Source organism: Pseudoalteromonas sp. GutCa3, assembly GCF_002836155.1.
GTDB classification, from domain to species: Bacteria; Pseudomonadota; Gammaproteobacteria; order Enterobacterales; family Alteromonadaceae; genus Pseudoalteromonas; species Pseudoalteromonas arctica.
On sequence record NZ_PJBK01000015.1, the window covers coordinates 1 to 13,569 of the forward strand.

A 13,569-nucleotide genomic window follows, 5' to 3' on the forward strand; every position below is an offset into this window, starting at 1 on the left:
ACCTCGCGCCGCGATTTAATCGCCCCTAGATTGAACAAATTTCAATCCACAAAGATCAACACGCCCTAGGTGGATTCATAATAAAATCGATAGACTTATTATAAAAATCAGCCCTGTTTAAGGTCGTTTGAATTAATGCGGGATAGTTTTTATACATTTTTTTAGTAAGCCAAGGTGCCTTACTTGGTTTTTTACGATAGCCTAAACATTGAGACAAAATAACGGTGATTTCGCGTGCACCCATTTCGTAAGCTTTTATTACCGGAATTGAATCAGCAACACCGCCATCGGTCATCGCTATGTCATTAATAATAGGGTAGTCACGATATGCAATGGGTATAGCGCATGATGCTTTTAATTGATGCACCATATCGGCGCTGGTGGCTTTTAAATAGTGTGCTTTGCCTGATTCGATTGCCGTAGATACAATATAAAACTCGTGTGGAGTTTGCTCAAAGACCTCCGTATGAAGACGTATTTCGCGAATCGTTTCTTGCCATAACCAATCTAAATCAAATAAATGACCACCTTTAATAATACCAATCCGCAATAATACTTAATCATTTTGAGGGGCTAAACGTGTCGCTAACTGCGTTAAAAAATTCTCATTTAGAACAACTGAATAGCGAATTTTTTGCCTAGCTATCAACACGTTTTTCCATCCTCAAAAAAGATCACTTAATTAAGCGAATTGGTATAAAACGCGCTAAATTAATAAATTCAGGACGGCATGAATAGTCAGTAATCACTTTATAATTTCGCATTGGTTGTTTGCATAAAAATGCGGCTATATTAGTTGCCCCGGCTGAAACACCAAAATAGCGTTCAAACGGCTGATATTGCTGTTTTAAAAACTCATCAAGCACACCTGCGGCAAATATACCGCGCATTGCACCGCCTTCAACGACGAGTGTGTTTTTATTATTGTTGTTCATGGTCAATCCTTTTTATGAAATTTGATGTTATCAACTCAGTCTAAGAAATGCGATAGAGATTACTAAATGGGTTGATAAATTAAAGCCAGGTACACATCGCGAAATCAACTGTTTTCTGGTAAGGTTTGGGTTACAAGGCTTTGTTAATAATAAAGAATAAGTATTTATGTTTGACCCTAGCGTAACCATTTTTGAAAGCACACAGAATCAGCTTGCAGAAAGTCCTCTTTGGCACCCTATGCTGAATACTTTTTATTGGGTCGACATAAATAAAAAATTACTTTTAAGCAAAAAAATACACAGCGAAAGCCAACTAAAAACAGTTAATATGCCCGATACACTCAGTGCAATAGCGTGGATTGATGAGCAGCACTTGTTGCTAGGTACAAGTACTGGTTTATACAAATACCATATTAATTCGAGCACTCGCCACCTTATTTTTAATATTGAAAATACACAACTAAATCGGCGTTCAAACGACGGCCGCGCTGATCCATGGGGTGGTTTTTGGTTAAGTACAATGGACGTAAATGCTAAAAAAGGTGACGGTAAAATATACCGTTATTATAAACACCAGCTTAAAGCCGTTGTAAGTGGTTTGAGTATCCCAAATGGATTGTGCTTTGATAAGCCACGTTTACGCGGTTATTACTGCGACTCTTTAACGAGTTGTATTTATGTATTAGATTTGGATGAGCAAACTGGCGAACCTTGCTCTGAGCCACGTGTTTTTTATCAATTTAATAATACTGATGTTGACCCAGATGGCTGCGTAACCGACCAATTAGGTAATTTGTGGCTAGCTGTGTGGGGAATGGGGTGTGTTATATGTTTATCCCCAGACGGTGAGCTAATTAAAACAATAAAGCTTTGTGCAATAAAACCGACATGCACTGCATTTGGTGGTGAAAATGCTGAATTGTTACTTGTGACATCGGCATTTGATGAATCGATTAATAATACTGTTACTGAACAAGGCGCTGTATTTAAAATCTCAGGCATAAAAAACGGGCAGTTTGAGCCGCCCGTTTTACTGTAATTTATTATACACAGTGCTTGTTTTAAAGTGATGGTTAGCTTTTAGGCTTAACCCACATAACACCCACTTCTTTTTTGGTTACTAAAACCTCAGTACCGGCGCTAATTGGTTGCTCACTTTTGAGTTTCCAGCTAAGACCTGAATATTGATGTGTAGTTAAATCTTGTTCTGTACCTGGGGCCTCATTTCAACGCCATACTTAGCTTTGTAAGCGACAATCACTGATAAGTAAATTAACTCCATCAACAATTAGTGAGGTGTTATATTTAGTGATATCTGATTATTACTCCAAAGTACTCTATGAAGAAGGCGCAGTTTTGTGTTAATAATTAAACGCTGAGTGGTTGTATTGTTTATAATTTCAGCGTGTATAGATTATCACTACAGCGAACTTTTAACCACTAAAACTCACTGTAACGCGCCGACTTAGTCGGTTTTTTTAAAACTGGCTATTTTATTTCTGCCTGCTTCTTTTGCGTTATAAAGGGCTATGTCGGCGTTAGTTATAACTTCTTTAGGTGTTGTTTTTTGATTGGGTATAAGGCTATAAAATCCGATACTCAAAGTGAGGTAATTACTAGCACTTGAAAAATTATGTTCAATTGCGAGTTCTGCGATTTTTTCCTGAATAAGAACAGCAAACCTTTGACAATGATCTGTGTCGACTGCAGGTAAAATTATCGAAAATTCTTCACCACCGAAACGAGCGGCTAAATCACCTTCACGTTTACAAAGATCATGCAGCGACTTGGCAACTTTTTTTAACACTTCGTCACCTAGCTGATGCCCATAGTTATCGTTATAACGCTTAAAAAAATCAATATCACACATTATTAAACTAATGGGTTCTTTATTACGTGCGCCGCGCTTAATTTCGCATTTTAAAGTTTGATCAAAACAGCGTCGGTTAGCAATGTTTGTAAGGCCATCAGTATTAACTTGTTTGTTAAGTTTATGATTGGCATTAATGAGTTGCTGCTGAGCTTGTTGTAGCTCTTGCTTGTAATTTAAATTTTTGAAAGCATTAGCAAGCATTTCACCTACTAACCTTAAGCGAATAAGGTCTAAATCAGTCCAGTTTCGCTTTTGAACAACGCAATCACAGCCTATAAAGCCAACGAGCTCTTTGTCATAACGTAGACCAATGCAAAGTACTGATTTTATTTTTTGTCGCTGGAAAATTGTTTTTTCGCTCATTGCTTGAATGGGTAACGACGTTACATCGTTAACTCTAAATAAGTGAGTACGTGCCATCAAACTAAAAAAATATGGGAGATCGCTTTTCGGAAGGTTTTGTAAGTCCTCTTTAAATGCTTGTATATCATTATTGACCCATTCGTGGGTGTTATTTATGGTTTTACCATCCTCGGCAAACTTAAAAAGATAACTTCTATCTGCGTGGCAAACGGTACCAATAGCTTTTAATGCGTAGTTGATATGCTTATCAACGTCGTCGTTTTGAATATCAATTAAGTCAGTTGATATGTTCGAAATAATATTATCAAAATCATATTGTTCATCTACATTATTATTCAATACATCGATTATAATAATGGAGCTTGAGTTAGGTAATTTTGCAAATTTTACATTGAGTAGCAATTTAGATACCTGTTTTGATAAAACAAACTGGCATTGGTTATTTGCAGTGAAATAATCAAAGAATAGCTCCTCGACTAATAGTTTTTTTTTACTGTGATGATTGGTTAAAGTGATGTGTGAAAAATCAATTTTATTAAAATGTGATTTATTTCTTAAGCCAAACAAGTCCTGTGCTTGGCTGTTAACTTTAAATATATTTTCATTGGCATCATAAAGTAATACACAAAACGGCAGTAATTCCAAGTTTCGCCATATTTCATTTGATAGGTTATTACTCACTCAACTCTCCATGTGTTTAAGCCACAATTAAATTGTTATCTATTGTATTTTTATTGTTTTTACTTGGGCGTGTTAATCGTCCTTAGATCGAGCTCAAAAGGCAGCGCATGTTTGGTATTTATGCTGCGTTATCGCCTATTTATGGGGAATAGCCACACTACATAGGCTCTGCCTTGCCTAAAAAACAAAAATACTGGTGTAAATTCAACCACCGAAGTTCAACAAGCCCTACTAATTATTAGCACATTTTTTTTGATTTACTAAGTTTTTAGTGCGTTTGAGGGCAGTACGTATTATAATTGATACTGTATATCATTACCCTTTTCTACTCTAAGCCATCTTTGGTTTATTTGCACTTTAAGTATAGGTTATTCAAGCATTTCATGACAGAAATCACTACACACCAAGCTTCTCGTCGTCGGTTACTTATTGCACTAGCAATTACGTGTTCGTTTATGGTAATTCAGGTTATAGGTGCTTATTATTCTAATTCGCTTGCTGTACTTGCCGATGCGGGGCATTTGTTTGTTCACAATAGCTCGTTATTCATCGCACTGATTGCATCAAGTCTCGCTATTCATTTTGCTAAAACCTATAACGATGGTCATCAAAGAGCCGAGCTTTTGGGTGGTCTGGTGAACGGATTTTTATACCTAGCAATCAGTTTAATTATTTTGTATGAAGGTGGTGAGCGCTATATACACCAGCATGAAGGAAATGAGCTGGCTATTAATAGTTATTTAATGTCGGTTATTGCTGCTATTGGTTTTTTGTTTCATGGTGCTGCTGCATGGGTTTTATATAAAGGCCGCAAAGCGAGTATTAATGTTTACGCGGTATTTTTACATTCATTCTTTGATTTGATTTCTACCGTATCGACATTTGTGGCTGGTATTCTTATATATTTTACGGGCTGGGTTGTTATCGATATTTTATCGAGCATGTTAATCGCCTCTTTCGTGTTGTTTACCGGTGTTAAGGTCATTATTAGTTGTATAAAAGGTTTACGCTTAAATAAGGCCAAACTTCCTAAAGTTGCAGATATTGAAAGTGAGATTACAGATATGGAGCATGTTCACAATGTCCATAACGTCACTGTAACGCGTAAATATAAGGGTGTAGTAGTCGGGGCGCACGTTGTACTTAAAGAGCATTGTACTATTGAAAAACACGATGAAGCATGTCGTATGAAGGTAGAACAACTGTTAGCTGAAAAATTTAATGTACGCAATAGTGTATTACAAATAGAAAGCCACGAATGCCATCACATCCATTAGTAGCATTTAATTAATATAAAAGCGTGTAATAATGATTAGCACGCTTTTAATGTTTTAAATCAAATCAAATCAAATCAAATCAAATCAAATCAAATCAAATCAAATCAAATCAAATCAAATCAATGATATTGCTAAAACAATCGCTTTTACGTAAGTCTTTAGCATCCATTGGCCTTGCAAAGTAATAACCTTGCAGTACAGTACACCCAACCTCGGCTAAAAAGATCATCTGTTCGCGCGTTTCTACTCCTTCTGCAATACAGTAAAGATCTAGGTTTTCGGCCAATAAAAGAATGGTCTTAATAATTGACTCATCCCCTTTATCTATACCAATACTGTTTACAAAGCTTTGATCTATTTTAATAACATTAATAGGAAATTGGCTCAAATAGGTGAGTGACGAGTAACCAGTACCAAAATCATCAAGTAGTAATTTAAACCCAGCAGCTTTTAAGTTTTGTAGCTGCTTGGCTGCTTTGAGTTTATCTTCTAGTAAAATACTCTCTGTTATTTCAAGTCTTAATTGTCTTGGATGAACTTGAGAGTCCGCTAATATGGACATTAACCGCTGGGTTATGTTTGTTTTTAAAATGTGTTTAGGCGATAAGTTTAAAGATATATAAAACAATGGGTTTGCGCTGAGTATAGGTGCAATTTCAATAAGAGCTCGTTGCAATGCTTGCTCAGTAAGGAGTTCTATTAAACCAGTTTCTTCTGCTACCGGTATAAAAAGTGCTGGGGATACTAACTGGCCTTGATTTTTCCAGCGCATGAGTAACTCCACGCCATTTATTGTTTTTTCTTCTATGTCGATAATGGGCTGATAGTGATTAAAAAATCGGTTGTCTTTTACTGCATCTTTTAAATCATTTTCGAGCAGTAACTTTTGTTTTATCAGCTCATTCATTTCATCGCTAAAAAACTTAAAGTCGTTTCTCCCGCCTTGTTTAGCGTGCATCATCGCAACATCGGCATTACGGATAAGTATATCGGTGGTTACAGCATCAAATGGGTATAGAGCTACGCCAATACTGGCTGAAATATTAATAGAGAAGTCTTCAATAATTACTTTATTAGCTAACTCATTACTAATTTTTCTTACTGTATCGCGAAGAGACTGAAGCGATTTTATATTTTGAATCAGCACTAAAAATTCATCACCACTTTGTCGGCCAAGTTTTGCGTTTGCGCCGAGCATACCGTTCACTCTTTGGGTAATATTACACAAGAGCTTATCGCCAACTGCGTGGCCAAAAGAGTCATTAACAGGTTTAAACTTATCTAAATCAATAAATAATAATGCGCATTGTGTATTACTTGCATCGGCATACTTAATCGCTTTCTCAATGTTTTGATACATTAAACTACGATTTGGGAGATGCGTTAGAGGATCAAAATTAGCCAAATAGCGCAATTCGTTTTCAGCACGTTTTTGCTCGGTTAAATCTGTAATAACCACCACATAGTAACTTGCAGTATCTTTTGTAACTGCTGTGGCACTTATATGAATTGGATGTTCGTTACTCTTTGCTGTTTTTATATAAGCATCACTTTGCCAGTTTTCTGTCGGTTTTAATTTTTTTAAGATACCAGCAAACTCTTTACACTTATCTTTACCAATCGCTTTTATGAATAATTTAGGACTAATTTTAGTGGCTACTTTTTCATTTGAAAATGTTTCAATAAAACTGTTGTTCGCAGAAAATGGCATTAAATGTTTATCGAGTATAAGTAACCAGTCATTTATTTGGCTGAACGCTTCACCTAAAATTTTTGCTTGTTGCTCGTTAGCACGTTGCGCTGTGATATTAGTATATATGCCAGAAACATATAGCGGCTCATTTGTTTGAGGATCGTATATAACTTGTCCTGTATCTTGATACCATAACCAATGCCCATTTTTATGCTGTAGACGATAAGTTGCTTGCCAGTTTTGTTGTTTTTTGTACTTGAAGTAGTTTTCCCATTGGTTTTCAAAACGACGTCGGTCATCTGGGTGTATTAGCGCTAAAAATTGTTCTATGTGTACGCGTACAGGCAAGCCTGTATAGCCTAATTCACTTCCTCTGAGCGTACTTACGGAAGCATCTTTAAAATTATAATCCCACACGCCACTTTTGTTATTTTTAAGCGCGAGTTCTGTTTGCTTTTGCGAATGAATAGTCGCTCTATGGGCTTGTTCAATTGCAACTTGGCGGCTGCGGTATTGCCAAAAAATGAAAAACAACATGGCAATTATTAAAACTACATAGGCGACAATAGCAAAGGGCGACTTCCATGGTGCGTAGGCTACGTTGATATTAAGTGTTGCAGGTTCGCTTGTAACAATACCATCGCGATTATGTGCTGATATTTTTAGCGAATAACTACCGGGTTGAAGCTTTGTGAAAAACACTTGGTTAGATTGCAAGTCTTCATATGTAAGGGACGTTGGCCCTGAAAGAATTACCTTATAATACGCTTTGTCTATATTGGGGTAAGAAAAGTTAGAAAAACTAACTGTAAGGCCCATGTCTTCATAACTGAGATCAAGTGGTTGGCTAAGGTATTTATGAGGGTAATAATTGAGCTCTTTGGTAAAAAGGTTTATATCGGTAATCGCTACATTATTTTTTTTAAATAATTCTTTTTCATCAAAGTCTAAAGGGTTAAACAGTAGAGCTCCGGCATTGCTACCAAAAATTAACCGGTCATCATTTAATGTTGTTGCTGCTATAGGAGTAAATTGGTTTATATTCAACCCGTCTTTTACTGAATAACTCACCACATTGAGTGTATCTAGGTTTATTTGATATAAACCATTGTCGGTACTTGCCCATAAAAAACCATTTTCATCAGGAAGTAACGAATAGATAGAGTCAGTATTAAATAAATTTTTTAATCCTATGTAGTGTTTTCTCTCATAAGTAACTGGGTCAACACCAAGCAAGCCTTCCTGGGTGGTTGCCAACCATAAAATATTTCGTTTTGAGTCTAAGTAAAAATTTTCTACAGTGTAAAAAATATCTTCTTTAGGATTAAATGACTGAAATATAGTAGTTAAGGTTTTCGTTTTTTCGTTGTACCTAAAAAAACTTTTTGATGTGCCAAGTACAAACTCTTCAGGATGTGTGTCGAGGGGTTTATAAAAAGCATAAGAAAATAAAGGGTCAACTTGCTCTTTGAGTCCTTTAATAATTCTTGTTTTTCCGGTTGTTTCATTAAAAATATAAAAATTATCATCAGACATAAATGCATATTTATTTGCATCAACTTGGGCAAAACCAAATAAGTTGAGCTGGTTAATTACATTATTGTCTGTGTCTTTATTTTCAATAACTTTACCCGTTTGCTTATCAAAAAGTTTAAAACCATCATAAGTAACAAGCCAAAGAAATTGATCGTTTCCAATTGAAGACGCAAAAATATCAAATACCGCAGATGCTCCGTATATTGCTTTTGAGTCGGTCGAGCTTAAATATACTTCACTTTTATTTGTTGCTTTGTCATAGCGCGCAATTCCATCTTCTGTTCCTAGCCATATAATATTATTTTTATCTTGGTAGGTGGCATGAACAGTATTGTTACCGGGTAAAAAAATGTGTTTAAACCGTCGGGTTTTAATTGGCCAGGTAAACACGCCTTGGGTTCTAGATGCGAGCCAAAGCACGCCGGACTTATCAATCATTAGATCGTTGATTGAGTTTTCATTAATATTAAACTTACTTTTTTCATAATTTAATATGAACTCTAACTCTTTGGTTTCGCGGTGATAACTAAATAATCCACTTTCGGTTGCTACAAACTCGCCGTAAACAGTATTGGCATAATCCCATATATTATAATCAGGAATTAATGTTGTAACATTTGCTGCAGATATATTTTTGTTATTATCAAATGCTAATTGATACATACCTTCGACAGTACCAACAAGTAATCCTAATTCATTATCAACACTTAAAAATTTGACGTTTATATTATCTATCGTATTTTTTTCAGGGGGATGAAGAGGGATTTTTACAAGTTCTGAATTATCTATATTTGCAGTGTATAAACCATCATTTGTACCAATATATAAAGTGTTTTTATATATCGTTAATGACCTAATGTAGTCCCTTTTATTTGGGAGTGCTAGCTTAAGTGTAAAGTGTTTACTCGTCTCATCAAATGTATATATTTGACCATCTATGGCGAAGTAAAAAGTATCTTGTTGCTGAGTCATTGCGGAGATTGGAGAAAACATCTTTTTTTCTTTATCTATTTGACCAGAATAGATTTTTTCGGTTTTTAAAGTGAGGGGATCTATTATATACGCACCAGAAAGATCAGTTGAGACAATGATTTTTCCGTCTTCGGCTTTAAATAATGCATAAATATAGTGTTTATCTAAGCCAAAGCCACCATTAAAAGTTTTTACTTTATAACCATCAAAACGGTTTAAACCCTGTTGGGTTGCTATCCATATGAAGCCAATGTCATCTTCTTGCGACTGCAAAACGTAACTTTGCGAGAGACCTTCGTCAGTAGAAATTCGTTGTAATTGTTGAGCATAGTTTTGTGATGCAAAAGTGCTTTGGATGCATAGTAAAAAAACAATGGTGATATGAAAAAAAAGTTTGCTCAAACGCACTTATAAACACTCTCAGTGGAGGATAGGATGATACTTAGCTAGATAGTAAATATAGCATAAGTTTTTATTTTTTAATTGCAAATAATATACGTAAAGTTAAAAGCTCTATTTTCAAATAGTGAGCTAATCTATATAGATAACAGTTAATGTTCATAAGGAGAGTATAGTGGTTTTATATAATATTGATGCAAAAAATAGCGTGTTATTAATAATAGACTTACAAGAGTTGCTTGCTCCTGCAATTAAAGACTTTCCGAATATTTTAAAAAGTACATTGCAGTTAACGCAGGCGGGTATTATTCACGGCGTCCCAGTCTTAATAACCGAGCAATATGTCAAGGGGTTGGGCGAGACTAATCAGCAAATTAAAAATACGTTACCTAATGCTACGTATTTTCATAAAACGTACTTTAGTGCGTGTGCAGAGCCTGGCTTTGTTGATAAGTTAAAAAGCTATGGTAAAAAGCAAGTTGTTGTTGTTGGCACTGAAGCGCATGTGTGTGTTTTACAAACATGCTTAGATTTAATAGAAAATGGTTTTGAAGTTATTATCGTACACGACGGAGTTGGCTCGAGAAATCCGCAACATAAAAATTTGGCGATTGAACAGCTACGCCAAGCTGGTTCGGTAATTTCATGCGCTGAAATAGTTATTTTTCAATGGACAAAAAAAGCAGCAACGCCTACGTTTAAAAAAATACTGCCTATAATTAAGTAGACCGCATGTATGTAATGTAAATTAAATGTATTATTTTTTGATGTGTCGGTAGTTTATTATTGTGTTCAGTAAACTGAAACTCGTTTTGATACGTATATTGCAGACTGCTTTATAAAACAACAATGCAAACAACAATTTTAAGGTTCTTATGTCTAGTATTGGCCGGTTATTTACAATTATTTTTAGTCTTTTGTTTGTCGAATCTATCGCTATTGGCTTGTATTTCGACACATTAGCGCAGGCCTTTATGATAGGTTTGCCATTGTGTTTATTACCTATATGGCTTTTAAACACACAAGGGGATAGTCCTGTTACCCCGCATGTGGTAGCTGCCGCCATAATGATGTTTTCTTTTTTGCACATTCAACAAACTTTTGGGTTGATTGAAGTCCATTTTGAAATATTTATTTTAATGCCCATGTTAATTGTTTTTGTACAGTGGCGAGTGTTTATTACTACAATTGTATTTGTAGCTGTTCATCATTTATCTTTTTATTATTTACAAACTCAAAATACAGGATTTTATGTATTTGACCCTGATAGGCTTGCTTTTACTACGGTGCTTATTCATGCTGGATACGCAATAGTTGAAGTGTTAGTTGCAGGCTACATTGCCGTAATGTTGCAACGCGAACGTCGTGCTGGCTTATCTTTAAGTTATGCGACAGAGCAAATCATGCAAGACCCTGAAAATATTAAACTCTCTCTTCGCGCTGATGACACTAAAAGTGAGGCTGTAGCAGGGTTTAACACGTTACTAGATTACTTATCTGATGTTATTAAGCAGGTACAAACTCAATCAGAATCACTGCAAAAAAACTCACAAGAGCTTATACATGTTCATGATCAGCTGGCCGGTGGTGCAGTGCAGCGTACACAACAAACTGATGATATTGCTAATTCTGGCGCTCAAGTTGCTAATGGTTTTAAACTTGTAGAAGAAGAAAGTGAGGTGCTTAAGCGTCAAGTAGACCATATTACACAAGCTGCGAGCGACGCATTAAAAGAAGTACTTCAAACAGATGCTAAAAGTAGAGAGCTGTTAACACTACTTAACCATACTGAAGAAAAAATAAACCACTTAGTGGCAGCGGGCGATGTTATTTCAGGTCTTCTTAATGAGATATCAGGTATTGCTGAGCAAACAAACTTACTTGCTTTAAATGCCGCTATTGAAGCAGCCCGTGCAGGCGAACATGGTCGAGGTTTTGCTGTCGTTGCTGATGAGGTAAGATCTTTAGCTAACCATAGTAAAGCAACAACAGATAAAATTAGTCTAACATTAAAAGATCTTGTTAATAATAGTAAAACGTCAACACAATCAATGAGTCAGTGTGTGAATTTTGTAGTCGATTTAACAAGTATTAGTGCTGCAATGAAAGAGAATATTTCAGCAATGAGCGAGCAAATAGCCGCAGTATCTTCAAGCTCTGATTCAGTTGCACAAGTTGTAGCTGAGCAGGCAGGTAATACTGAGTTAATAGCAAGCAGTACTGATACTATGCGCCAAAATCAGTACCAAGATACGCAAATAGTGCAGCAGTTAACCGCTAAGGTGCAGTTAATCGATGTAAGTATTGATGTGTTAGAGCAAAGCATTGCCAAGTTTAAATAAATCTAACACTTTCGTATTTTCGCTTATAGCTACATGGCTTATTTGCGTTGTTGCAGGGTTAGTTTATTTTCAATTAGAGCAGCTTAAACCGTTTGATAGCTCAAAAGTTTTATTGCAAAAACACTGGTTTAATAACTTTAAAAAGCAATTGGATTGGGTTGATACTGGTGAGCCGTCTTTAGTGCTTATAACAGAAAAAAAATGCGGGTGTACTATACAAGCTAAGCCGCATATTTCATCGTTAACCTCTTTTGCTGCCAATAAAGCTATGAAGGTTGTACAAGTTGAATTAACACCAAAGCTTAAACACGTTATTCCGGCAACGCCTGCCGCCGTTATTATTAATAAAAACGGTGAGTTTGTTTATGCTGGGCCGCTCTCTGAAGGATTAGCTTGTGCGCAAGGAAGTGGTTTTGTTGAAACTGCGGTCACTAATTTAGCTGCAGGTTTTAATTCCAACCTTTTAATTACGCAAACCAAGGGATGTTACTGTGTAAATAATGCATAAATAACGTATCGATAAACTAAAGCTCGCACTTAAATCAACAGTTGCGAGCTTTAACATTGATTAAATTGTAACTAAGCCATAAATACCTAATGACACAAACACACAAGCAGCAATAGCACGTACGGTGTTTAGAGATATTCTTTTTAGTAATGCATTACCAGCATATATAACAGGCACGTTAGCAATTAGCATACCTAACGTGGTTCCTACCGTAACCCAAAACACAGACTGATATTGTGCGCCTAACAACACCGTCGCTATTTGTGTTTTATCACCAATTTCTGCAATAAAAAATAATACAAAAGCGACTAAAAAAGCCCCGTAGCTATCGTATTTACTACTTACAGCTTCGTCTTTGTCTGGAACTAATAGCCAAAGGCCAACAACAATAAAGCTGATGTTTACAAGCCAAGGTAAATATTCAGAAGAAAAACTATTACTTAACCACTGCCCAAACCACGCTGATAAACCATGATTGAGTAAGGTTGCGGCTAAAATACCAAGAATAAGCGCGCCTTTATTACGAAAACGGGCGGCTAACAGGAGCGATAAAAGTTGGGTTTTATCGCCAATTTCGGCAAGTGTGACAGTGACGGTTGAGGTTAAAAAAACTTCCATTATTGATTCTTACAGGCGGGAATACTAAACCAAGGCAAACAACTATCTCCCGCCATGAGGATAGTGTCTACCTAGGTCTCGCCGATAACGCTTGCTACAACATTACAAACTTACCATGCACTTGAGGTGCAATTATGTTGATAAGTTTACTCATTACTGAGCGGGCTACTCCCCTAAGAGGCGGGCATTATTCCACAAAACTTTTGTGCGGTAAATATTAAGAATCGAATATAGTTAATTTATTCGGGAGTAATAAAGTTAGCTTTTGGCAATTAGTTGATAGTCAGGAAAGAGCGATTAGCGGTCATTCAGGTGAGCGGTCATTAATTTAGTAAGAATAAGAGGAGACTTTTCCCCTTTTCTACATTTTTA

The 13,569-nt window shown here is 36.0% G+C and carries 8 protein-coding genes and 3 pseudogenes; 5 read left to right on the forward strand and 6 right to left on the reverse strand.

The window, feature by feature from the left end:
• Positions 1–58 precede the first annotated feature (58 nt).
• Both CXF64_RS01440 and CXF64_RS01445 read right to left on the reverse strand, forming a co-directional pair.
• Positions 59–535, reverse strand: a pseudogene (locus tag CXF64_RS01440) (patatin-like phospholipase family protein); the annotation flags it as partial.
• 163 nt (positions 536–698) lie between these two features.
• A pseudogene (locus CXF64_RS01445) lies at positions 699–935 on the reverse strand (patatin-like phospholipase family protein); the annotation flags it as partial.
• A gap of 166 nt (positions 936–1,101) precedes the next feature.
• Between CXF64_RS01445 and CXF64_RS01450 the strand changes: the two are divergent.
• Complete coding sequence (locus CXF64_RS01450) at positions 1,102–1,974, forward strand: SMP-30/gluconolactonase/LRE family protein (protein ID WP_101216106.1); 873 nt, start codon at positions 1,102–1,104, stop codon at positions 1,972–1,974.
• Positions 1,975–2,008: 34 nt separating this feature from the next.
• On the opposite strand, the pseudogene CXF64_RS20885 reads toward CXF64_RS01450, so the two are convergent.
• Positions 2,009–2,146, reverse strand: a pseudogene (locus CXF64_RS20885) (NfeD family protein); the annotation flags it as partial.
• 254 nt (positions 2,147–2,400) lie between these two features.
• The gene (locus tag CXF64_RS01460; RefSeq protein ID WP_101216107.1) at positions 2,401–3,852 is read right to left on the reverse strand and encodes a diguanylate cyclase domain-containing protein; all 1,452 of its coding nucleotides are present in this window, start codon (positions 3,850–3,852) and stop codon (positions 2,401–2,403) included.
• Between the two features lie 383 nt (positions 3,853–4,235).
• Between CXF64_RS01460 and CXF64_RS01465 the strand changes: the two genes are divergently transcribed.
• On the forward strand, positions 4,236–5,129 hold the full coding sequence (locus CXF64_RS01465; protein WP_007581834.1) for a cation diffusion facilitator family transporter: 894 nt from the start codon (positions 4,236–4,238) through the stop codon (positions 5,127–5,129).
• Between the two features lie 109 nt (positions 5,130–5,238).
• Here CXF64_RS01465 and CXF64_RS01470 read toward each other — a convergent pair whose 3' ends face one another.
• Positions 5,239–9,738, reverse strand: a complete 4,500-nt coding sequence (locus tag CXF64_RS01470; RefSeq protein ID WP_101216108.1) for an EAL domain-containing protein — start codon at positions 9,736–9,738, stop codon at positions 5,239–5,241.
• A 166-nt stretch (positions 9,739–9,904) separates the two neighbouring features.
• Between CXF64_RS01470 and CXF64_RS01475 the strand changes: the two genes are divergently transcribed.
• From CXF64_RS01475 to CXF64_RS01485, 3 genes are all read left to right on the forward strand, one after another.
• Complete coding sequence (locus tag CXF64_RS01475; protein ID WP_101216109.1) at positions 9,905–10,456, forward strand: hydrolase; 552 nt, start codon at positions 9,905–9,907, stop codon at positions 10,454–10,456.
• 148 nt (positions 10,457–10,604) lie between these two features.
• On the forward strand, positions 10,605–12,071 hold the full coding sequence (locus tag CXF64_RS01480) for a methyl-accepting chemotaxis protein (protein WP_007581837.1): 1,467 nt from the start codon (positions 10,605–10,607) through the stop codon (positions 12,069–12,071).
• Positions 12,055–12,579 carry a DUF6436 domain-containing protein gene (locus CXF64_RS01485; protein WP_007581838.1) on the forward strand — a complete coding sequence of 175 codons (525 nt, stop codon included), beginning with the start codon at positions 12,055–12,057 and terminating at the stop codon, positions 12,577–12,579. Before CXF64_RS01480 ends, CXF64_RS01485 begins: the two co-directional genes overlap by 17 nt.
• Positions 12,580–12,639: 60 nt before the next feature.
• Here CXF64_RS01485 and CXF64_RS01490 read toward each other — a convergent pair whose 3' ends face one another.
• Complete coding sequence (locus tag CXF64_RS01490) at positions 12,640–13,197, reverse strand: TMEM165/GDT1 family protein (protein WP_076924201.1); 558 nt, start codon at positions 13,195–13,197, stop codon at positions 12,640–12,642.
• Positions 13,198–13,569: the final 372 nt, after the last annotated feature.

Bases quoted from the DNA above. Each gene is read 5' to 3' on its own strand.
- CXF64_RS01490 (WP_076924201.1), bottom strand. From the start codon at position 13,197: ATGGAAGTTTTTTTAACCTCAACCGTCACTGTCACACTTGCCGAAATT.
- CXF64_RS01465 (WP_007581834.1), top strand. From the start codon at position 4,236: ATGACAGAAATCACTACACACCAAGCTTCTCGTCGTCGGTTACTTATT.
- CXF64_RS01450 (WP_101216106.1), top strand. From the start codon at position 1,102: ATGTTTGACCCTAGCGTAACCATTTTTGAAAGCACACAGAATCAGCTT.
- CXF64_RS01480 (WP_007581837.1), top strand. From the start codon at position 10,605: ATGTCTAGTATTGGCCGGTTATTTACAATTATTTTTAGTCTTTTGTTT.